Raw genomic sequence first — 20,606 nt, 5'->3', positions numbered from 1 at the left:
CCCCAGACGCGTATTACCACTCCAGATATCATCTCCTTGACGGCCTTAGCGTGATCATGGCCGACAATGCAGCCTAAAAGGCATATAATTAGCGGCCTACCTTTTGCTGCCAGGGTGACTGCGGCCACCCTAAGGAGAGACATGGAACTCAATCCCCGGCGCGTCGCTATTCTGGTGGCCGCCAACACGGCCTTGGCGCCCTTCGCCATTGATGCCTATTTACCGGCCATGGCGGCCATTGCCGATACCATCAATGCGAGTATTCATCGTACCGAGCTTTCGATTAGCGTCTTCCTGTTCGGCTTTGCGCTGGGGCAGCTGTGTTTCGGCCCCATGTCTGACCGACTAGGGCGTAAGCCGGTGCTGATGAGCGGCCTGGTCGTGTTTCTATGCGCAAGCTTGATGATTATGACCGCTGACAGCCTTACCTCTCTGCTTGTTTGGCGGTTTGTACAGGCCTTAGGCGGCGGGGCCTGCGTGGTCAATTCGGCAGCGATTGTGCGCGACTGTTTCAGCGGCCGCGAAGCCGCCAGAGTGATGTCGACCATGGCCATGATCATGATGCTCGCGCCCCTGGTCGCCCCGGCGGTGGGGAGCCTGCTGCTGCACATGGCGGACTGGTGGCTGATCTTTGTGTTTCTCGCCGTGTATGCGGGGTTTCTTCTCTGGCTGCTGGGAACAAGGCTGCCTGAAACCCGCGATATGTCGCTGCCCGCAGCGTCACCGCGCCAAGTGATTCGCAACTATGCCAGTGTGCTGCGCCATCGCGAGGGGATGGGATATATCTGCGCCGTGGCGGCGTCGTTCGCGGGGCTGTTTGCCTTTGTGACAGCGTCGCCGTTTCTTTACCTGGACTATTTCTCGCTGAGCCCGGGTGTGTACCCATTCGTGTTTGGTGTCAACGTGGTCATGATCGCCGGGTCGAACCGGGTCAACATCTATCTATTGCGTAAACGCACGCCCCAGCAAAATCTACGCCTGGGGCTGGCGGTTCAACTGATCGCCGCATTGGGCCTGGTGACCGCCACAGCCCTCAATATTGCTTCATTGGGTGTTGTCGTCCCGTTGGTCATGTTGTTTACCGGCATGATTGGCCTGATTACGCCCAATGCCATTTCCTCATTGCTGGATCATTTCGGTCATATCAGTGCCACCGCCACTGCCCTGTTAGGCGGTATTCAATTTAGCTGTGGCGCCCTGGCGGGGGCCATGGTGGGCCTGTTTGAAGTCGAGCACCTCTGGCCGATGGTATTGACCATGCTGGCGGCAGCTCTGTTGGGTAACGTTGGTGTGCGCCTGCTGACGCCAGCGGCAACGGATGGGCGCTCGGCATGATCGCAGATGTTGCGGCATGGCTGGATATGTCGCTGAGCACCTGGGTGGGGTGCGCGCTGACCCTGGCATTAGGCGCTTTTGTGCAGCGTGCCACCGGCTTTGGCTTGGCGGTTATTGGGGCACCGCTGTTGTTGATGATCGAGCCGCGCCTGGTGCCTGTGGTGCTGGTGCTGTTCGGGTTTACCGTGTCCTTGATGATGTTCCGCCATTACCGGCATGAGGTGCGCCTGGGGGCACTGGCCATGGCGCTGGTGGGACGTTTGCCGGGCAATGCGTTGGGGATCTGGCTGCTGATCGCGGCGCCCATGGTGATATTGGAAAAGTTGATTGCTGCCATCGTGCTGTTTGCGGTATTCGTCACGCTATGCCGCGTGCGACTGCCGGTTAATCGTTTGTCGCTATTTGGCGCGGGGGTGTTCTCAGGGATTTTCGGTACTGTCGCTGCCATCGGCGGGCCGCCAATGGTGCTGCTGATGCATGGATTTGCCCCGGATCGTCTACGCGGTAATCTGGCTGCTTTCTTTATCATCACCTCGATGCTGACGCTCGCTACGCTGGCGTTGGCAGGGCAGGTGCGGGCATGGCATCTGGGCGTGGCGGCAACGCTATTGCCTGGGGTGCTGCTGGGGAATGCGCTGGCCGATGCGGTGGCGCACCGCATTGACCGGCAATGGCTTCAGGCGGCGTCCCTTGCGCTGTGTACCCTGGCCGCCGTGGGGCTTTTGTTGTAATACATCATGGCGTTGCGAGCCGAGGTGAGAAATCTTTAAAAAATTTATTTTGTGACGTTGCTTGTCATGAAGCTGTCATCGAAGCGATGCAAAGTGTGCCTTGCGAAGGCAAGATCCCTAACAGCTTCAGGAGTAATTCGCATGAACCGTATTCTCAAAACTACCGTGCTCGCAGCAGCTGTGATGAGCGTGGCAGGTGTTGCACAAGCCCGTGACCAAATCCGCATTGTTGGTTCCAGCACGGTGTATCCGTTTGCCAGCTATGTGACTGAAGAGTTTGGCGCGGTGACCAACTACCCCACACCGGTGATCGAGTCTACGGGTTCAGGTGGTGGTTTGCGTCTGTTCTGCAACGGTGTTGGCGAGGGCACGCCGGACATCACCAACGCATCGCGCCGCATGAAGCCGTCTGAGTTCGAACGCTGTGCAGAAAACGGCGTGACCGATATCACCGAGGCCAAGATTGGCTCCGACGGTATCGTATTGGGTCAGTCCAACGAAAATGATGTGGTTGAACTCACCCTCGAGCACATCTTCATGGCGGTGGCAGCGCAGGTGCCCCAGGACGGCGAGCTGGTAGACAATCCCTACACCAACTGGAGCGAGATCGATTCCTCTCTGCCGGATCGCGAGATCTCCATTTACGGACCGCCCACTACCTCGGGTACTCGTGATGCCTTCGAAGAGCTGGTGATGGAAACCGCTTCTGAAGACATGGACGTCTACGGCGAAGCCTACACCGATATCCGTTCTGACGGTGTTTACATCGACGCCGGTGAGAACGACAACCTGATCGTTCAGCGTCTGCAGGAAGACACCGGTGCCTTCGGTATCTTCGGCTACTCCTTCCTGGAAGAGAACACCAACACGCTGAATGCGGCAACGATCGAAGGTGTTGAGCCGGAGCCCGAAGCCATCAGCTCTGGTGACTATCCGGTTGCCCGTTCACTGTGGTTCTACGTCAAGAACCAGCACGCTGACGAAGTGCCGCCCATGTACGAATACGTTGATATGTTCATGGATGAGCAGATGATCGGCGACGGTGGCTACCTGCGTGATATCGGCCTGATCGTGCTGCCGGAAGAAGAGCGTGCAGAGTGGCGTCAGCAAGTGGCAGACCGCGCTCAGCTGGAACTCTCTGATCTTCAATAAATAACAGGGATAACGCCCGATAATAAGGCAATGGCCGACAGCGGAAGCTGTCGGCCTTTTGCTTTGCGATTGTCGCTGAAACGCCAGCTTTTGAATTGGGCGTCTGTCACATTGCTGTAATGTTTTTGCTGCAAAGTACTCACCAAACCGATTTCATCAGGAACGCGAGAGAGATTAGATGCAAACCAACCAGCTATTTTTACTCTTTTGCACTGTGCTCTTGCTGCTGGGGCTAGTGGCCTTTTTTATTGGCCGCTCAAAGGCTGCTCGTGTGCGCAGCGCTGGTGGCAGTATGTTTGCCCAACCCGACCAGTATGCCTGGTTTGCCGTGCTCTCCACCGCAGGCCCCGCCATATTGGTGGGTGCGGTGGGTGCGTTGATCATGCTGCTGTTGGGCGCAGACATCCCCACGTTTTATCTTCTCGCTGCAAGCCTTGTGGTTGCCGCTGCCGGGCTGGTGGTGGGAATATCGCAAGTGCGCCCCAATTTTCACGCCCGCCAAGCGATCGAACGTGCAATTCGAATGGCGCTGGCGTCGGCGGCGTTGATTTCTATTTTTACGACCTTCGGGATTCTGTTCTCAATCATTTCCGAGGCCATTCGCTTTTTCCAGATGCATAGCTTCTGGGAGTTCATAACCGGCACGACCTGGAGCCCGGGCGACAGCTTCCTGGCAGCGGCCGGTCGCGGCGACGGAGGTGGCGCCCAGTTCGGCTCTGTACCGCTTTTTGCCGGTACCTTCATGATTACCGCTATCGCCATGCTGGTGGCGGTCCCCATCGGATTGCTCTCGGCGATTTACATGTCCGAGTATGCACCACAGAAAGTACGTGCCGTTGCGAAGCCGGTTCTCGAGATACTGGCCGGTATTCCGACCGTCGTGTACGGCTTCTTTGCGGCCATTACCGTGGCGCCCATCATCGTCAATATCGCCGGCTTTTTTGGCCTGGATGCTTCCTATAACAATGCGCTGGCGCCCGGCATCGTTATGGGCATCATGATCATTCCGTTCATTTCCTCGCTTTCCGATGACGTGATCAATTCGGTACCCGATACCATGCGCCAGGGGTCACTGGCGCTGGGCATGACCAAGGGTGAAACCATTCGCGACGTGGTGATCCCGGCGGCGTTACCCGGGATCATTTCTGCCTCGCTGTTGGGGGTTTCACGGGCAATGGGGGAAACCATGATTGTGGTAATGGCGGCGGGTATGCGCCCCAACTTGACCGCCAACCCACTGGAAGACATGACCACCGTGACCGTGCGCATCGTGGCCGCGCTGACCGGGGATCAAGAGTTTGCAAGCGCTGAAACCCTGTCTGCTTTTGCGCTTGGCCTGGTACTGTTTGGCGTCACGCTGACGCTCAACCTGGTCTCGGTGCTGATGATCCGCCGCTTCCGTGAAAAATACCGCGTGAATAACCTGTAACGCCGAGGAACTGATTCGATGAGCCACTCTTTTGATGACATCAGCCAGCAGCTCAAGCGGCGTCACCGCAAGTCCGCTCGTTTAAAGTGGATTTCCATGGGCGCACTTGGCTTGGCAGGCCTATTTCTGCTGCTGTTTTTCACCGATATGCTCAATAAGGGCCTGCCCGCCTTTCAGCAAGCGTATATTAACACGGAGATAAACTACACCGAGGAGTCGGCCAGCGACGCACGTCAGGCCATCGCGGATGACCTGGTGCCGTTCGTCAGCCGTACCGAGATTCGAAGCATCCCGCTGCAAATGCGTAATAACGAAGATTTGCTAGGAACGTCCGAGCAGCGGTGGCTGTTGGCCAACGGCGAGGTCGACCAATACCTCAAGGGGAATCGTAATAGTCTGAGCGAAGAAGAACGTGCGGCCATTGATGAACGTGTAGAGTCGGGACAGGTAGAGCTGGCCTTCAACCGCACCTTCTTTACCGAAGGGGACTCCAAGACCTCCGAGAGTGCCGGTATATTGGCTGCCGTCGTAGGTACCGTCATGACCATGATCGTTACCCTGGCGATTTCTTTTCCGATTGGCGTGATGACGGCGGTGTATCTGGAAGAGTTCGCACCGGACAACCGGATTACCCAGGCCATTGAAATCAACATCAATAACCTGGCCGCGATTCCCTCGATCCTGTTTGGTTTGTTGGGGTTGGCGATTTTCATCAACTTCTTTGGCGTGCCACGGTCTTCTCCGCTGGCGGGTGGTATGACCTTGGCGCTGATGACATTGCCGGTCATCATTATCTCGACGCGTGCGGCGCTGCGTAGCGTACCGGATTCGATTCGGCATGCGGCGTTTGGCGTTGGCTGTTCGCGCTGGCAGGTGGTGCGCGATCACGTATTACCACTGGCAATGCCGGGTATCATGACCGGTTCGATCATTGGTCTGGCGCAAGCCATGGGGGAGACGGCGCCGTTGATCATCGTGGGAATGGTGGCGTTTATCCCCGATGTGGGCGCCTCCTTTACAGAGGCAGCTACCGTGATGCCCGCGCAAATCTTTACCTGGGCCGGTGAGCCTGAGCCCGCGTTTGTGGAAAAAACCGCCGGGGGTATTCTGGTTCTTCTGGCAGTGCTCATCTCCCTCAACGCCTTCGCCGTGTTACTGCGCAAGAAATTTGAGCGTCGCTGGTAATCCAGCACGTTAAAAAGGATATCGTTATGAATAGCCAAGCACCCGTAATGTCTGAGCAAGACACGCCAAGCGTCGGTCAGCCCTACACGCGCAATGAACAGGCGTGCCATGACCTGAGTATCCGCGTCCGCGACCTGAACCTCTGGTACGGCAAGAACCAGGCGCTGAAAAACCTCAATATTGACCTGTTCCAGAAAAATGTGACGGCCCTCATCGGGCCTTCCGGCTGCGGCAAGTCGACGTTCCTGCGCTGTCTGAACCGTATGAACGACCTGATTCCCAGCGTGCGCACCGAAGGGCTGGTGGAGATGGACGGCCACGACGTCAACGAGTCCAAAATGGACGAAGTGGCGCTGCGTCGGCGCGTGGGCATGGTGTTCCAGAAACCCAATCCATTTCCCAAGTCAATCTTTGAAAATGTCGCTTACGCACCGCGCATGCACGATATGGTCAGCCGTAAAGCCGAACAGGACGAGCTGGTTGAAAAAGCATTGCGTGATGCAGGTCTCTGGGAAGAGGTGAAAGACAAGCTTCAGGAGCCGGGTACGTCGCTCTCCGGTGGTCAGCAGCAGCGGTTGTGCATTGCCCGGGCAATTGCCGTGCAACCTGACGTCATCTTGATGGATGAGCCGACATCGGCCCTTGACCCGATTTCCACGGCGACCATCGAGGACCTGATGGACCGCCTGAAAGAGAAATTCACCATCGTGACGGTCACGCACAATATGCAGCAGGCGGCGCGGGTGGCTGACTACACGGCGTTTTTCCATCTGGGGGAAATCATCGAGTACAACGATACCAAGGTAATGTTCTCCACCCCCGCCAAGAAAAAAACCGAAGATTATATTTCCGGACGCTATGGCTAGGTAACACTCATTTCTCAGGCCCACCGCCACCGCGGTGGGCCTGTTAAAGGGTGTGTTTTTTTAACGCTATATATATGATTTTCCGTATATGGGTATTATGCTTTTGCGCAACAAAACGCTTAGGAGGCTACCATGGCACTACGTATCGGTATCAACGGGTTCGGCCGCATTGGCCGGCTCACGCTGCGAAGTTTGTGGCCACGGGTAGAAGCGGGTGAAGTGGAGCTGGCCCACATTAACGATCCTGGTGGTGATGCAGCGACCTTCGCCCACCTGCTCGAGTTTGATTCCGTGCATGGCCACTGGTCACCGGGCGCAGGGATATCCGCTAACCAGGAGGCCATCGTGATCGACGGCGATGCGATCCCATTCAGCGCCAACAAGCAGATCGTGGATAGCGACTGGTCCGGTTGCGAGGTGGTTATCGAGTGTTCGGGCGTGATGAAAAATACTGCCCAGCTTCAACCGTATCTTGATCAGGATGTTGCCCGGGTGGTGGTGAGTGCGCCTCTGAAAGACGAGGGTGCGTTGAACGTGGTTGTCGGCGTCAATGACCACCTTTACGACCCCATTCAGCACAAGATTGTCACTGCCGCCAGTTGTACCACCAACTGCCTGGCACCGGTGGTCAAGGTTATCCAGGAAAGCTTCGGAATCCGCCATGGCTCCATGACCACCGTGCACGACATCACCAATACACAGACGATCCTGGATGCCCCGCATAAGGACCTGCGGCGTGCCCGCGCATGCGGTATGAGCTTGATTCCCACCACGACCGGTTCTGCTAAAGCCATTACGGCGATCTTTCCTGAGCTGGAAGGCAAACTTAATGGCCATGCCGTGCGCGTGCCGCTGGCCAACGCGTCGCTCACCGATATGGTCTTCGAGCTGGAGCGCGAGGTCACTGCCGAGGAAGTCAACCAGGCATTGAAGCATGCCGCTGAAGGCACGCTTGCCAGCATTCTGGGCTATGAAGAACGCCCGCTGGTGTCGATCGATTACCGTACCGACCCGCGCAGTTCGGTTATCGATGCGCTTTCCACCATGGTGATCAACGGTACACAGCTCAAACTCTACGCCTGGTACGACAATGAGTGGGGCTATGCCAACCGTACCGCCGAGCTGGCCCTGAAGGTAGGTGGCGAGCAGGTGGAACGTGGCTGAATCTGCGTTGTTGAAGATGCGGGCCCGTGTAAAGGCACTGCCGTTTGAAGTGCGCCAGTACATGCTGATAACGGGCAATTACTGGGCCTTCACGATTACCGATGGCGCGCTGCGCATGCTGGTGGTGATGCACTTCCACCAGCTGGGCTACTCGCCGTTGGAAATCGCCATGCTGTTTCTCTTCTATGAAGCCTTTGGTGTGGTGACGAACCTGGTAGGCGGCTGGCTGGGGGCGCGCCTGGGCCTCAATCGCACCATGAACGTCGGGCTTGGGCTACAGATTATTGCGCTCGCCATGTTGATGGTGCCTGCCAGCTTGCTGACCGTCGCCTGGGTCATGGCGGCTCAGGCGCTTTCCGGGATCGCCAAAGACCTCAACAAGATGAGCGCCAAAAGTGCCGTGAAAGTGCTGGTACCTAAAGAGAGTGCCAACGCCAACAGCTCGCTCTACCGCTGGGTCGCCATGCTCACCGGCTCTAAAAATGCCCTGAAAGGTTTGGGCTTTTTCGTCGGCGGCCTGTTGCTGACGTTGATTGGCTTTCGCGGTGCCGTGGTGGTCATGGCCGTCATGTTGGGCGTGGTGCTGCTGCTCTCCCTATGGCGCTTGAGGGCGGATCTGGGACGTCAAAAGGTAAAGCCCAAGTTTTCCGAAATCTTCTCGAAATCACGTGCCATCAACGTGCTGTCAGCGGCGCGGTTCTGTCTGTTCGCATCGCGGGATGTGTGGTTTGTGGTGGCGCTACCGGTATTTTTATATGACCAGCATGGCTGGACCCACTGGACAGTGGGCGGTTTGCTGGCGGTATGGATTATTGGCTACGGCGGTGTGCAAACCCAGGCGCCCAAGCTCACGCGACTGATCAAGGGCGATGCGCGCGCCCTTACCGCAGGCTGGGCAGCGGCATTGGCGGTGCTGGCGATCATGTTGGCCATGCTGCCCTTGGCGCAGGTCGGTTGGCTGGTCGTCGGCTTACTGGCATTTGGCGTGCTGTTTGCAATTAACTCCAGCTGGCACAGCTATCTGATTGTGCATTACGCGCGTGCCGACGGCGTTTCCATGGACGTCGGTTTTTACTATATGGCCAATGCCATGGGACGGTTGGTTGGCACGCTGCTATCCGGCTGGCTGTATATGGCCTATGGGCTGAGTGCCTGCCTGTGGGTCGCCGCTGCGCTGGTGGCTTCCAGCGCGGTGATGGCGCTGGCGTTGCCTAAGCAAGTGGCATAGCAAACCATGTTTTCTCGCTTTATGGCGTTATGAAGCGTTGGCGCGTCTTATTGGCGATTCTTACCAGTGCCAGCATCAACGGCACTTCGACCAATACGCCGACGACCGTTGCCAGTGCCGCGCCTGACTGCATGCCAAACAGCGCAATGGCGGCCGCGACCGCGAGTTCAAAAAAGTTGCTGGCGCCAATCATCGCGCCGGGAGCGGCAATGTTGTGGGGGACGCGCCAGGCTTTCGCCCAACCGTAGGCGATAAAGAAGATCAGGAAGGTCTGAATAATCAGCGGAATGGCAATGAGCACAATATGCAGCGGATTGTTCAGAATCACCTCGCCCTGGAAGGCAAACAGCAGCACCAGGGTAATGATCAAGCCAACCGGGGTGATCGGGCCAACGCGCTTCATGAAGACATAGTCGTACCACTCGGCACCGTGTTTTTTAATCAAGCTCTGCCGCGTGATATAGCCTGCTGCCAGGGGAATCACGATATACAGCACGACCGATAGGGCGACGGTGTTCCAGGGCACCTGAATATTAGAGATCCCCAGCAGGAAGACCACGATGGGGGCAAAGGCGAACAGCATGATCAGGTCGTTGAGAGCTACCTGCACCAGGGTATAAGCCGCGTCCCCTCTGGTAAGATAGCTCCATACAAACACCATGGCGGTACACGGTGCGGCGCCCAGCAGAATGGCACCCGCCAGATACTGGCTGGCCAGCGCTTCAGGGATAAATGGCTGAAAGATCACCATGAAAAACAGCCACGCAATGGCAAACATGGAGAAGGGCTTGATCAGCCAATTGACGGCCGTGGTGATGGTTAGCCCTTTGGGTTGGCGGCGAACCCCGGCGATGGCGGTGAAGTCAATTTGCGCCATCATGGGAAAAATCATGGCCCAGATGAGTACCGCGATAGGGATGGAGACCTGGGCTACCTCAAGGCGTGAAAGCGTTTCCGGTATCGCCGGGGCAAGCTGCCCGAGCAAGATGCCTGCCACAATGGCAAGCGCGACCCATACCGAGAGAAAGCGCTCGAATAAACCCATGCCCTCGGCGGTGGAGGGCGATGACGTATCCTGCTTTGCTGACATGAAAAGCTCCTGATCAAATAGCGCGCTGGTTAACCCGCTTGGAGAGTTCTTCGGCGCTTTCCTTGCGCTCTGAATAACGGTCGGTGAGCAGCGCACTGCGGTCCCGCACGAGTAGCGTAAACTTCACCAGTTCTTCCATGACATCCACGATACGGTCGTAGAAAGGGGAGGCTTTCATACGGTCGTTATCATCAAACTCCATGAAGGCTTTGGGCACTGATGACTGGTTGGGGATCGTCAGCATGCGCATCCAGCGGCCCAGAATACGCAGCTGGTTGACGGTGTTGAAGGACTGCGAACCGCCGCATACCTGCATTACCGCCAATGTCTTGCCCTGGGTCGGACGCACGCCACCCAATGCAAGCGGGATCCAGTCAATCTGCGCTTTCATGATGCCGGTCATCGCGCCGTGGCGTTCGGGAGAGCACCACACCATGCCTTCTGACCATTGGGCCAATTGGCGCAGCTCTTCAACTTTGAAGTGGCTGGCGTCCTCGGTATCCGGCAGCGGCAATCCTCTGGAGTCAAAAATTCTTGTTTCAGCGCCCATGGCGTTGAGCAGGCGAGCGGCTTCCTCCGTTGCCAAACGGCTAAACGAACGTTCACGAAGGGAGCCATAAAGCAGCAGAATCTTAGGTGCTTGGGTATTACCTGCCGTTAGACCCAGGCCCTCGGGGTTGGGTACTTCAAAGAGGTTCGCGTCCAGGTTGGGTAAATCGTCCAGCGGGGTCATGTAAGCGGTTTCCTTATTGATGTCGTGTCGAAAAGCACTCCCTTTATGATATATGTTTTTCCATATATTTCTACCGGCGTCGCTATCGCTGCAACAATGTCGTCATGATGGCTGGGTAATGTGTTGCTAAATCACTAGATAAGAGGTCGTTTATTTATGTCAAAGCGCCGCGTGCTATTCCTGTGTAACGCCAATTCGGCACGTTCGCTAATGGGCGAAGTGCTGCTTCGTCACATGGCCGGTGACCGCTTTGATGCGTTCAGCGCGGGCACTGAGCCGGATGAACCCCATGCACTGACGCTTGAAGCGCTCGCCAAGCAGGGGCTTTCCATTGAAGGGCTGCACAGCAAGTCATTGGATGAGTTTGAAAACGAAAGCTTTGATTACGTCATTGTGCTGTGTGACAAAGCCCAACAGGCTTGCCGTGAATGGCAAGGGGCAGCGGGTGAAAAGCTGTTTTGGGATATTCGCGACCCGCGTTTGATCAGCAAGCTGGACGCTTACGAACAGGCACTTCAAGAGATTCGGCGCCGTATGCAGCTATGGCTCTTGCTACCCGAGTCCCAAAAACAACTTTGAATGAGGCGGGTCGTGATGAAGCTTGTTAATCACCTAAGCGTCAAAATGAGCTGGATGCTGGTTTTGGCGGCGTTTAGCGGTTTGATCCTCCTTATCGGAGCGCTTGGATTATTTGCCAACCAGTTTGGGCGGGATGCCTTCACGTCATTACATCAGCGCGATATGGCACAAATCAGTGAGCTCAACAGCGCTTATAGTGAGTTGCTGCGTGCTCGTATCCAGATGAATCGTGCCGCGGAGCTCATTCGAACCCCTTCTTTTGATCGTCCCGAGCCGTTGCTGGAAGAGGCACACCAGTTGCTTGAATCGGCGAAAGCGCATTTTTCACAATTTAAATCGAGTCGTATTGCGCCGAGCCAACAGGCCCTGGTTGATCAGTTAACAAATGATTTTCAATCCTTTGTTAACAACAATCTCAGCCTGCAAATGATGATGCTTGATGAGCGTGATGTGTCCGGCTTTCTGTCGGGTGAGTCGCGGGTGGATGAGAGCAGTGAGCATTTTGTAGAGAGTGTCGAAGCTTTTTTCGAAGCATCCGCTCAACGGGGTAATGGATTGTTGGCACGCTTCGATCAAGTGTCTTCATTGCTCTTCTGGGGCGTGGTAGCGGTACTCATCGCGGCACTGGTAGTGGTGGGCTTTGTCGTTTGGGGCGTGCGCAGGAATGTGCTTGGCCCATTAAAAAATATCAGAGGGCACTTTCAGCGCATTGCCAAAGGTGACCTGTCTGCTCCAGTAAACGCGCATTCGAACAATGAGATTGGGCAACTGTTCAGCGAGCTTGCCAGCATGCAGGACTCACTGACAGCGACGGTCAACCGCCTTGCTGCCAGCAGTCAGCAGGTATATAGCAACAGCCAGGAGATGACAGAACAGAATGAGCGATTGACCAGCCAAACGGATACGCAAGTCTCTGCATTGCAGCAAATTGCGGCGAGTCTGGAGCAGCTAACCGCGACGGTTAATCAAAACGCGGAAAACGCAGACCATGTCAGTCAGTCGACAACAGATGTCTCCCAGAAAGCAAAAGAGGGTGACGAAGTCATTTCCCAGCTTGTCGCGACGATGGAAGCCATCAATGATCACTCTGAGGAGATTCAAAGCATCATCAAGATGATAGAAAGCATCGCTTTTCAGACCAATATCTTGGCGCTGAATGCCTCCGTAGAAGCGGCGCGTGCCGGTGAGCACGGGCGCGGGTTCGCGGTGGTTGCCAGTGAGGTGCGTGCTTTGGCAACGCGTAGTGCTAATGCGGCCAGTGAGATCAGAACACGTATCGAGGCATCAAGTAATAGTGTTCAGCAAGGTAGCGTACTATCCCAACAGGCCGGTGAGCGAACTCGCGCTATCATGCATGCCGCCAGCTACGTAGATGGGTTAATGACGCAAATAGCGCATGCGTCCGAGGAGCAGCGGCGAGGGATTGAAGAAGTCAATCAAGCGGTTGGCAATATCGAAACCACCACGCAAGATACCATGCGACTGGTCAATAAAGCGGCTCAATATTCTTCAGAGCTGTCAGAAGAAGCTTCGCAAATGCGCGAATACGCCGGCCAGTTCAAGGTGACCGGCGAGATAGTGACGTCGGGTGTAGAAAAAGAGACGCCAATGTCTGATCCACAAGAGGAAAGTTCGGAAGCGCTTACCGATTCATCAAGTGGCCGGGATCGGGTTTCGTCACACGAAGTGTTGGCGCTGACCTAGGGGGGCCAGCGCAGTGAAATGATCATGCGCTGGGGGCGGTGGCTAATCCATCAACTCGACGGCGACGGCCGTGGCTTCGCCGCCGCCGATGCACAGGCTTGCAATACCGCGCTTGCCGCCTTTGGTGCGCAGCGCGTGGATTAACGTCGCGATAACGCGTGAGCCGGTTGAGCCGATCGGGTGGCCCTGGGCGCAGGCGCCGCCAAAGACGTTGACCTTGTCGTGGGGGAGGCCCAGGTCATCCATCGCCATCAGCGTCACCACGGCAAAGGCCTCGTTGATTTCAAATAGATCAACGTCCTCAACGCGCCAATCCAGCTTTTTCATCAACTTTTCAATCGCGCCCACCGGGGCAATTGTGAACTCGCTCGGGTGGCGTGAGTGGGTGGTGTGTCCCAGCATGCGTGCCAGCGGTTTAAGGCCGTGCTGATCTGCCGCTGCCTGACTCGCCAGGATAAGTGCCGACGCGCCGTCCGATATCGAGCTTGAGTTGGCGGCGGTAATGGTGCCCTCTTTGGCAAAGGCAGGGCGCAACTGGCGGATTTTATCCAGTTTGGCCTGAAAGGGCTGCTCGTCATGTTCAACCAGGGCCTCGCCATGGCGCGAGCTGACGGTGACGGCGGCCATTTCGGCATCTAAGTGTCCCGCATTGGTAGCCGCCATGGCGCGCTCGAGGGAGGCGATGGCAAAATCGTCAAGCCGCTCGCGGGTGTAGCCACGCTGAGACGCAACATCCTGGGCGAAGACACCCATCAGCTTGCCGGTCTCTGCATCTTCCAGGCCATCCAGGAACATGTGATCTTTCAGCTCTCCGTGGCCTAACCGATAACCGCTGCGCGCCTTGGTGAGCACATGGGGAGCGTTGGACATGGACTCCATGCCGCCAGCGAGGATGACATCGCCGCTGCCTGCCTTGATCAGGTCGTGGGCCAGCATGGCGGCTTTCATTCCCGAGCCACACAGCTTGTTAATGGTGGTGGCGCCGTTGGCATCGGGGATACCTGCCTGGCGCATGGCTTGTCGCGCCGGGCCCTGTTTAACACCAGCGGGTAGTACACAGCCCATGATGCCTTCTTCGATTGTCGTGGGGTCGATACCGGCACGCTCAATCGCGGCGCGGATGGCAATCGCACCCAGCTCGGGAGCGCTCATGCTCGACAGGCTGCCCATCATGCCGCCCATCGGGGTGCGTGTTGCCGACAGAAACACGATGTCTTTAGCGTTACTCATGGTGTTCTCCATTAAGGTTATTGTGATTATCTCGCTGAGAGGTGCGCTATGCGTTGACCCGTTGCCGGTGCTGTGGTCTTCTCCGAGGTAACCAAGCAAGCGCTAGTGTGAACGACATGAATGTAATGAATGCATCTCCTCGTCGCAAGGAATTAACACGCCTCGCGGCTCAGCTATTTGTCCAGGAAGGCTTCGACCGTACCACGGTGCGCATGCTGGCGCAGGAAATGGGGATCAAGTCCGGTAGCTTGTTCCACCATTTTAAAGATAAACAGGAAATCCTGGCGGCTGTGATTGAAGAAGGCACTCACAATGCGCTGTTGATTGCGCGTCGGGCGCTCGATGACTGCGCAGATGACCCCGAAGCGCGTCTGCGTGCGATGGCGCGAGCACACCTCGAAACACTGTTTACCGATCGCAATGCCCACGTGGTCGCACTGTTTGAATGGCGAAGGCTAGCGCCTGCGGCGAGTGCCCATCTGAGCCATCTTCGCGATGCGTACGAAGCGCTGTGGGTGGCGGTGATCGATGATGCCTTGGCAGCAGGGCTGATTCACGGGGATCGCTTCCTTGTCTCCCGCTTTGTACTGGGCGCGTTAAACTGGACGGTACGCTGGTACGACCCGGATGGCCCCAGAACACCGGATGACCTGGCCGATGAACTGGTCGCGATGATCATGGCCCGTCAGCGTGAACAGGGTGATTCCCTGGCCGCTCACGACTAACGTATAACCAGTAAATGCTTCGACTCGCTTGCGCTTCTTCGTGTTTGCTTTTAGCGTGGTTTTATTCAAAGGGTTCCGTTAACGTAAACTGATAAGAACAATGTCGGCACCTGCGTAACCCGATGCTCACTACCAACAATACCCAAGAGAGCCATCATGACTGCGACATCATGCCCCAATTATTCGGATTACCTTGATTCGTTTTCCATCGGAGACGTCATCGCCAAACTTGACGATCATCAGGATGGTTATTTAAACGCCTTTGAGGCGTGTTGTGGGCGTCATGTCCGTGCTGGCAGGGGCGAGGTGTTGGCTCTGGTGCAGGAGGATCTGGAAGGCGCCACGCACACGCTTAGCTATAAAGAGCTCGATCAGCAGAGCGCCAAGCTGGCGGGCTGGTTTCAATCTCAAGGACTAGGCGAGGGGGATCGCATTGCGTGTATGCTCCCCCGTTCGCTGGCGCTTCTGGTAGCCGTGGTGGCGACCTGGCGTATTGGCGCGGTCTACCAGCCGCTATTCACTGCCTTTGGCCCAGATGCAGTGGATTATCGGTTGGGGCGGGCTGACTCCAGACTTGTCATTACCGATCATGCGAACCGCTACAAGTTTGATGGCTTGGGCCAGTGCCCACCGGTATTGGCCGTCGGTGGGCCGACCCGGGAGCATCCCGACGACCATGATTGGCAAACGGCGTTGACGTATACGTCAATGAGCGGCGAGCCGCCCCGCCTGTCTGCGGATAAACCTTTCCTGCAGATGTTTACTTCCGGGACGGTGGGCAAGCCAAAGGGGGTTGCCGTCCCGCTTTCCGGTATGACGGCATTTGCCCTCTACATGGAGTTGGCAGTCGACCTTCGCGAGGAGGATCGCTTCTGGAACATGGCCGACCCCGGCTGGGCATACGGCCTTTACTATGCCATTGCGGGCCCATTGCTTCTGGGGGTCACGACCCACTTCTGCGAAGCAGGGTTCAGTGCCGAAGGGGCGCTTGAGTTCATGAAGCGCCACCGCATTACCAACTTCGCTGCAGCACCAACGGCCTATCGGCTGATGAAGGCGTCAGGCCTTTTTGACGACGCCCATCAAACGCTTGAGTTACGTGCCGCCAGTTCAGCAGGCGAACCGCTCAATACCGAAGTAGTGTCATGGGTGGAGACGTCATTGGGCTGTTCGGTGATGGACCACTATGGACAAACCGAAACCGGGATGACGTGCAATAACCACCATGCCCTGGATCACCCCAAGCATGTCGGTGGCATGGGGGTGCCCATGCCAGGGTACCGGCTGGCGATTCTGGACGCCGAGTATAACGAGCTCCTGCCCGGCGAGCCCGGTGTTCTGGCCGTGGATATCGAGCAGTCCCCCGCGCACTTTTTTCAGGGCTACACCTGGCAGGAAAAAGATCCTTTCGTGCAGGGGTATTACCTGACGGGCGATGTGGTGATTCGCAACGAAGACGGGTCGTTTCAGTTTGCTGGCCGTGATGACGATATCATCACGACCTCCGGTTACCGGGTGGGCCCTACCGATGTCGAAAACAGCGTCATGGCACACCCTGCTGTGGCGGAGTCGGCCGCGGTTGGCCAGCCGGATGAGATTCGGGGCGAAGTGATCAAGTCGTACATCGTGTTGCGTGATGGCTACGAGGCAAGCGAAGCCCTGGCGGATGAAATTCGTCAACAGGTGCGAGACCGTTTGTCGGCCCATGCATTTCCCCGGGTCATCGAATTTGTCGACGAACTGCCCAAGACACCGAGCGGCAAAATTCAGCGCTTCAAGTTGCGCGCTCAAGCAGCAGAAGACGTCAACTTGAGCCAATAACGACTTTCATGACAGGGAAACACGACCATGCAGGTGAAGGATCATGCGTTTTTAATCACCGGCGCTGCTTCAGGCTTAGGCGCTGCGACAGCAGAACGCTTAGTGGCTGCCGGTGCTCGCGTCGTCTTGTGCGACCTCAGCGACAGTGTCCAGTCCCATGCAGAACAATTGGGGGAAGACGCCAGTGCATGCCTGGCGGATATCACGTCCCAAGAGCAGATGCAGCAGGCAGTTGATACCGCCGTCGCATTGGGCGGCGAGCACGGGCTCTCGGGTGTCATTCACTGCGCGGGCGTTGTCAGTGTTGCCAAGCTGGTTGACCGTGAGGGCAACCCCGCTGACCTGGAAAGCTATATCAAAACGATCAATATCAATCTCGTCGGTACTTTCAATGTCATGCGTCTGGCGGCGGCCGCGATGGCCAAAAACACGCCGAATGAGACCGGCGAGCGGGGGGTGATCATCAATACGGCGTCCATAGCGGCATTTGACGGGCAGGTGGGGCAGTGTGCATACAGTGCCTCCAAAGCGGGTGTTGTGGGTATGAGCCTGCCTGCTGCCCGGGAGCTTTCGCGTCATGCCGTTCGCGTCATGGCCATTGCACCCGGCGTGTTCGAAACCCCCATGATGAGCGAAATACCTGATGAAGCCGCCCAGGCGCTGGCCGCTGCCGTTCCTTTCCCTAAACGGTTGGGCAAGCCAGAAGAGTTTGCCCAGTTGGCAGAGCAAATTATTACGAACCCGATGTTGAACGGAGAAGTGATTCGGCTGGACGGTGGTATTCGAATGCAGTAAATGCCCTATTCATCCGCTAATTAGATGGCCTGCCGGCGTTCTCGTCGGCAGGTTTTATTTTTTTGAGGCATGACAGGCCCGTTGGGCGACCAAAGTGGTAGCGATTTGAGCGTCTAAATTAAAACGACTGCTTGACTACTGGGTGGGCTCGCGCTAATTTTCAAACACGTGTTTGAAAGCCGTTTTCTGACAATGCTCGTTGCTTTCAGCCCCCTGTTTTAGGAGAAGTGCCATGCCCAGCTACCAGGCCCCCTTGCGTGACATGCGTTTCGTCATGGACGAAATGTTTGACTACCCCGCCCATTATGCCTCGCTGCCCAACGGTGAGGACGCTTCTCCCGATGTGGTGAGCGCTATTCTTGAAGAGGGCGCACGCTTTGCCCGCGAGGTGCTGTTGCCCCTTAACCAGAGCGGCGATGAAGAAGGGTGCCTGTTAGAGGGCGGCGAGGTAAAAGCGCCCAAAGGATTCAAAGAAGCCTATCAACAGTATGTTGAAGGCGGCTGGCCAAGTCTGGCTGCCGACCCCGAGCAGGGTGGCCAGGGCTTGCCGCCCTCGCTTGCCATGATGCTCTCGGAAATGATCTGCGCGACGAACCTGGCGTGGGGTATGTACCCAGGGCTTTCCCATGGCGCGGCGGATGCGCTGCGCCATCACGGCACCGAAGAGCAGAAGGCGGCCTATCTCACCAAGCTGGTTGAAGGCGTCTGGACGGGGACCATGTGCCTCACCGAGCCGCACTGCGGCACCGACCTCGGCCTGATCAAGACCCGTGCGGTCCCCGTTGCGGGCGACGCGTACGCGATCACTGGCACCAAGATCTTTATCTCGGCAGGTGAGCACAACCTTGCCGAGAATATCGTTCACTTGGTGCTGGCAAAGCTCCCCGATGCGCCTGAAGGCTCCAAGGGCATTTCGCTGTTTGTCGTGCCCAAGTTCCTGCCGGATGCAGACGGTAATCCTGGCGAACGCAATGGCGTCACCTGTGGTTCGCTAGAGCACAAGATGGGCATTCACGGTAACGCCACCTGCGTGATGAACTTCGACGGCGCAACCGGCTACCTGGTAGGGCCACCCAATAAAGGGCTGGCGTGCATGTTCACCATGATGAATGCGGCACGTCTCGGCGTCGGTATCCAGGGGTTGGGGTTGATCGAAGCCAGTTTTCAAAACTCGCTCAGCTACGCCCGCGACCGCCTGCAGATGCGTGGCCTCTCAGGTAAGCAGGCCCCTGAAAAGACAGCGGACCCGATCATCGTCCATCCCGATGTGCGCCGGATGCTGCTCACGCAGAAAGCCTTTGCTGAAGGCGGGCGCATGCTGGTGCTGTACACCGCACAAATGCTTGACGTGGTCGAGCATGGGCAGGCGGGTGAAGAGCGTGACCGTGCCGAGACGCTGCTCGGACTTTTGACGCCTGTCGTCAAAGCTTTCCTGACGGAAGTCGGTTTTGAAAGTACCAACGAAGGAGTGCAGATATACGGTGGTCATGGCTTCATCAAAGAGTGGGGAATGGAGCAGCTGGTCCGTGATGCGCGGATCACCCGCCTCTATGAAGGTACAACCGGTATTCAGGCCCTCGACCTGCTGGGCCGTAAAGTATTGATGAGCCAGGGCGAGTCGTTGAAGGTGTTCACCAAGGAGATTCACAAGTTCTGCAAGGCAGAAGCCGACAATCCCGACCTCAAAGAGTTTGTCGAGCCGCTGGCCAAGCTGAATGCCGAATGGGGTGAGCTGACCATGGGCGTTGGCATGAAAGCCATGCAGGACCGCGAAGAAGTCGGCGCGGCAAGCGTTGATTACCTTATGTATACCGGTTACGTCACGCTCGCGTACTTATTTGCTCGGGCGGCCAAGCAGGCGTCGGTGTCTCTAGCGGGCGAAGACAAGGCTTTCTATGCCGCGAAGTTGAACACTGCACGCTTCTATTTCCAACGATTGTTACCGCGTACCAAGGCCCACGCGGAAATGATCCAGTCGGGTGCGGGTAGCCTGATGGCCATGTCTAGTGAGGACTTCGGTCTGGGGTTTGAAATCTGATTAACAGTTAGCGCGGCCGCATGCCGCGAACGGGCACTCTCTGGTCAGGCGTTCTGATCGGTGGTTTGCGGCAGGCTTGGTTCTTTGAATCAGACCTGTCGCCTTTTTATTTTTAAAACCCTCTTGCCAACCCGCCAGCAACACCGTAAAGTACTCATCCGCTGCCGGGGACGCCCAGCGTTGCCAGCGGTGGATAAGGTGTAAAACCTCAGGTTTGTCAGTAGGTTAGGCAAGCGAGCGTGGTTACTGTGTCATATCACGCCGCCTCGATTTTCGCCAATCAGTTATTGACAAACATTGGGAAGTGCGTAGAATACGTCTTCCTCGCTGAGGCCAAGCAGTTCAACGATTGGTCGGGCTTTTGACACTTTTAGGTCAGTCAAACAGCACAGCGAAACGCTCTTTAATAATGTGATCAGGTAATTCATGTGGGCGCTTGCCGATGAGGGTGATAAATCACCAAATATCAAGGCAAGCGACTCGTCCAAGGTCTTCGGATCTTGAGAGAACGTTTGAAAACCTTGAGCCAAGTTTGGTTCGCTTCTGTCGCCTTCGGGTGGCAGGTAAGAACCGCAATGATTGTAAACTGAAGAGTTTGATCATGGCTCAGATTGAACGCTGGCGGCAGGCCTAACACATGCAAGTCGAGCGGTAACAGGTCCAGCTTGCTGGACGCTGACGAGCGGCGGACGGGTGAGTAACGCATAGGAATCTACCCGGTAGTGGGGGATAACCTGGGGAAACCCAGGCTAATACCGCATACGTCCTACGGGAGAAAGGGGGCTTTGGCTCCCGCTATTG

At 56.6% G+C, this 20,606-nt stretch carries 17 protein-coding genes and 1 rRNA gene; 15 read left to right on the top strand and 3 right to left on the bottom strand.

What is annotated here, in order from left to right; genetic code table 11:
- Positions 1-141: 141 nt before the first annotated feature.
- The 8 genes from NH395_RS07535 (at position 142) to arsJ (ending at position 9,090) form a co-directional block, all read left to right on the top strand.
- Positions 142-1,335 carry a multidrug effflux MFS transporter gene (locus NH395_RS07535; protein ID WP_253023707.1) on the top strand — a complete coding sequence of 398 codons (1,194 nt, stop codon included), beginning with the start codon at positions 142-144 and terminating at the stop codon, positions 1,333-1,335.
- A complete protein-coding gene (locus NH395_RS07530) occupies positions 1,335-2,066 on the top strand; it encodes a sulfite exporter TauE/SafE family protein (protein ID WP_253024028.1) in 732 nt (243 codons plus the stop codon). Before NH395_RS07535 ends, NH395_RS07530 begins: the two co-directional genes overlap by 1 nt.
- A gap of 141 nt (positions 2,067-2,207) precedes the next feature.
- On the top strand, positions 2,208-3,218 hold the full coding sequence (locus NH395_RS07525) for a PstS family phosphate ABC transporter substrate-binding protein (RefSeq protein ID WP_253023706.1): 1,011 nt from the start codon (positions 2,208-2,210) through the stop codon (positions 3,216-3,218).
- Between the two features lie 178 nt (positions 3,219-3,396).
- Positions 3,397-4,647, top strand: coding sequence for a phosphate ABC transporter permease subunit PstC (gene pstC, locus NH395_RS07520; protein ID WP_253023705.1), 1,251 nt, complete (start codon positions 3,397-3,399; stop codon positions 4,645-4,647).
- 18 nt (positions 4,648-4,665) lie between these two features.
- Positions 4,666-5,832, top strand: coding sequence for a phosphate ABC transporter permease PstA (pstA, locus tag NH395_RS07515; protein ID WP_253023704.1), 1,167 nt, complete (start codon positions 4,666-4,668; stop codon positions 5,830-5,832).
- Positions 5,833-5,858: 26 nt separating this feature from the next.
- A complete protein-coding gene (gene pstB, locus NH395_RS07510) occupies positions 5,859-6,698 on the top strand; it encodes a phosphate ABC transporter ATP-binding protein PstB (RefSeq protein ID WP_253023703.1) in 840 nt (279 codons plus the stop codon).
- A gap of 132 nt (positions 6,699-6,830) precedes the next feature.
- Positions 6,831-7,862 (top strand): ArsJ-associated glyceraldehyde-3-phosphate dehydrogenase, encoded by a 1,032-nt coding sequence (locus tag NH395_RS07505; RefSeq protein WP_253023702.1) that lies wholly within the window; start codon positions 6,831-6,833, stop codon positions 7,860-7,862.
- A 16-nt stretch (positions 7,863-7,878) separates the two neighbouring features.
- Positions 7,879-9,090 (top strand): organoarsenical effux MFS transporter ArsJ, encoded by a 1,212-nt coding sequence (arsJ, locus tag NH395_RS07500; protein ID WP_253024026.1) that lies wholly within the window; start codon positions 7,879-7,881, stop codon positions 9,088-9,090.
- A gap of 19 nt (positions 9,091-9,109) precedes the next feature.
- On the opposite strand, the gene arsB is transcribed toward arsJ, so the two are convergent.
- Both arsB and arsH read right to left on the bottom strand, forming a co-directional pair.
- Positions 9,110-10,180 carry an ACR3 family arsenite efflux transporter gene (gene arsB / locus NH395_RS07495; RefSeq protein ID WP_253023701.1) on the bottom strand — a complete coding sequence of 357 codons (1,071 nt, stop codon included), beginning with the start codon at positions 10,178-10,180 and terminating at the stop codon, positions 9,110-9,112.
- Positions 10,181-10,193: 13 nt separating this feature from the next.
- Positions 10,194-10,913, bottom strand: coding sequence for an arsenical resistance protein ArsH (gene arsH / locus NH395_RS07490; RefSeq protein ID WP_253023700.1), 720 nt, complete (start codon positions 10,911-10,913; stop codon positions 10,194-10,196).
- A 156-nt stretch (positions 10,914-11,069) separates the two neighbouring features.
- Here arsH and NH395_RS07485 point away from each other — a divergent pair, with 156 nt between their 5' ends.
- Together NH395_RS07485 and NH395_RS07480 are read left to right on the top strand one after the other, a co-directional pair.
- Positions 11,070-11,492 (top strand): arsenate reductase ArsC, encoded by a 423-nt coding sequence (locus NH395_RS07485; RefSeq protein ID WP_066319764.1) that lies wholly within the window; start codon positions 11,070-11,072, stop codon positions 11,490-11,492.
- 15 nt (positions 11,493-11,507) lie between these two features.
- On the top strand, positions 11,508-13,196 hold the full coding sequence (locus NH395_RS07480) for a methyl-accepting chemotaxis protein (protein ID WP_253024024.1): 1,689 nt from the start codon (positions 11,508-11,510) through the stop codon (positions 13,194-13,196).
- A 42-nt stretch (positions 13,197-13,238) separates the two neighbouring features.
- Here the strand turns inward: NH395_RS07480 and NH395_RS07475 are convergent, their stop codons facing one another.
- Complete coding sequence (locus NH395_RS07475) at positions 13,239-14,426, bottom strand: acetyl-CoA C-acyltransferase (protein WP_253023699.1); 1,188 nt, start codon at positions 14,424-14,426, stop codon at positions 13,239-13,241.
- A gap of 125 nt (positions 14,427-14,551) precedes the next feature.
- Between NH395_RS07475 and NH395_RS07470 the strand changes: the two genes are divergently transcribed.
- The 5 genes from NH395_RS07470 to NH395_RS07450 form a co-directional block, all read left to right on the top strand.
- A complete protein-coding gene (locus tag NH395_RS07470) occupies positions 14,552-15,151 on the top strand; it encodes a TetR/AcrR family transcriptional regulator (protein ID WP_253023697.1) in 600 nt (199 codons plus the stop codon).
- Between the two features lie 156 nt (positions 15,152-15,307).
- Positions 15,308-16,972, top strand: a complete 1,665-nt coding sequence (locus NH395_RS07465; protein WP_253023696.1) for an AMP-binding protein — start codon at positions 15,308-15,310, stop codon at positions 16,970-16,972.
- Between the two features lie 27 nt (positions 16,973-16,999).
- Positions 17,000-17,767 carry an SDR family NAD(P)-dependent oxidoreductase gene (locus NH395_RS07460; RefSeq protein WP_253023694.1) on the top strand — a complete coding sequence of 256 codons (768 nt, stop codon included), beginning with the start codon at positions 17,000-17,002 and terminating at the stop codon, positions 17,765-17,767.
- A 232-nt stretch (positions 17,768-17,999) separates the two neighbouring features.
- On the top strand, positions 18,000-19,805 hold the full coding sequence (locus NH395_RS07455; RefSeq protein WP_253023693.1) for an acyl-CoA dehydrogenase C-terminal domain-containing protein: 1,806 nt from the start codon (positions 18,000-18,002) through the stop codon (positions 19,803-19,805).
- 583 nt (positions 19,806-20,388) lie between these two features.
- Positions 20,389-20,606: ribosomal RNA gene (locus tag NH395_RS07450) — 16S ribosomal RNA — on the top strand; the annotation flags it as partial.

Origin of the sequence: Halomonas sp. Mc5H-6 (genome assembly GCF_024124705.1) — a bacterium.
Classification (GTDB): Bacteria; Pseudomonadota; Gammaproteobacteria; order Pseudomonadales; family Halomonadaceae; genus Vreelandella; species Vreelandella subterranea.
The sequence above is the reverse complement of the archived record's forward strand: the minus strand, read 5'-3'. Positions and strand labels throughout refer to the sequence as shown.

Excerpts from the sequence above, each read along its gene's own strand:
- NH395_RS07525 (WP_253023706.1), top strand. The coding sequence starts at position 2,208 with ATGAACCGTATTCTCAAAACTACCGTGCTCGCAGCAGCTGTGATGAGC.
- NH395_RS07475 (WP_253023699.1), bottom strand. The coding sequence starts at position 14,426 with ATGAGTAACGCTAAAGACATCGTGTTTCTGTCGGCAACACGCACCCCG.
- NH395_RS07460 (WP_253023694.1), top strand. The coding sequence starts at position 17,000 with ATGCAGGTGAAGGATCATGCGTTTTTAATCACCGGCGCTGCTTCAGGC.
- arsJ (WP_253024026.1), top strand. The coding sequence starts at position 7,879 with ATGCGGGCCCGTGTAAAGGCACTGCCGTTTGAAGTGCGCCAGTACATG.
- pstC (WP_253023705.1), top strand. The coding sequence starts at position 3,397 with ATGCAAACCAACCAGCTATTTTTACTCTTTTGCACTGTGCTCTTGCTG.
- pstB (WP_253023703.1), top strand. The coding sequence starts at position 5,859 with ATGAATAGCCAAGCACCCGTAATGTCTGAGCAAGACACGCCAAGCGTC.
- NH395_RS07470 (WP_253023697.1), top strand. The coding sequence starts at position 14,552 with ATGAATGCATCTCCTCGTCGCAAGGAATTAACACGCCTCGCGGCTCAG.
- NH395_RS07465 (WP_253023696.1), top strand. The coding sequence starts at position 15,308 with ATGACTGCGACATCATGCCCCAATTATTCGGATTACCTTGATTCGTTT.
- NH395_RS07480 (WP_253024024.1), top strand. The coding sequence starts at position 11,508 with ATGAAGCTTGTTAATCACCTAAGCGTCAAAATGAGCTGGATGCTGGTT.
- NH395_RS07535 (WP_253023707.1), top strand. The coding sequence starts at position 142 with ATGGAACTCAATCCCCGGCGCGTCGCTATTCTGGTGGCCGCCAACACG.
- arsH (WP_253023700.1), bottom strand. The coding sequence starts at position 10,913 with ATGACCCCGCTGGACGATTTACCCAACCTGGACGCGAACCTCTTTGAA.
- NH395_RS07455 (WP_253023693.1), top strand. The coding sequence starts at position 18,000 with ATGCCCAGCTACCAGGCCCCCTTGCGTGACATGCGTTTCGTCATGGAC.
- NH395_RS07505 (WP_253023702.1), top strand. The coding sequence starts at position 6,831 with ATGGCACTACGTATCGGTATCAACGGGTTCGGCCGCATTGGCCGGCTC.
- pstA (WP_253023704.1), top strand. The coding sequence starts at position 4,666 with ATGAGCCACTCTTTTGATGACATCAGCCAGCAGCTCAAGCGGCGTCAC.
- NH395_RS07485 (WP_066319764.1), top strand. The coding sequence starts at position 11,070 with ATGTCAAAGCGCCGCGTGCTATTCCTGTGTAACGCCAATTCGGCACGT.
- arsB (WP_253023701.1), bottom strand. The coding sequence starts at position 10,180 with ATGTCAGCAAAGCAGGATACGTCATCGCCCTCCACCGCCGAGGGCATG.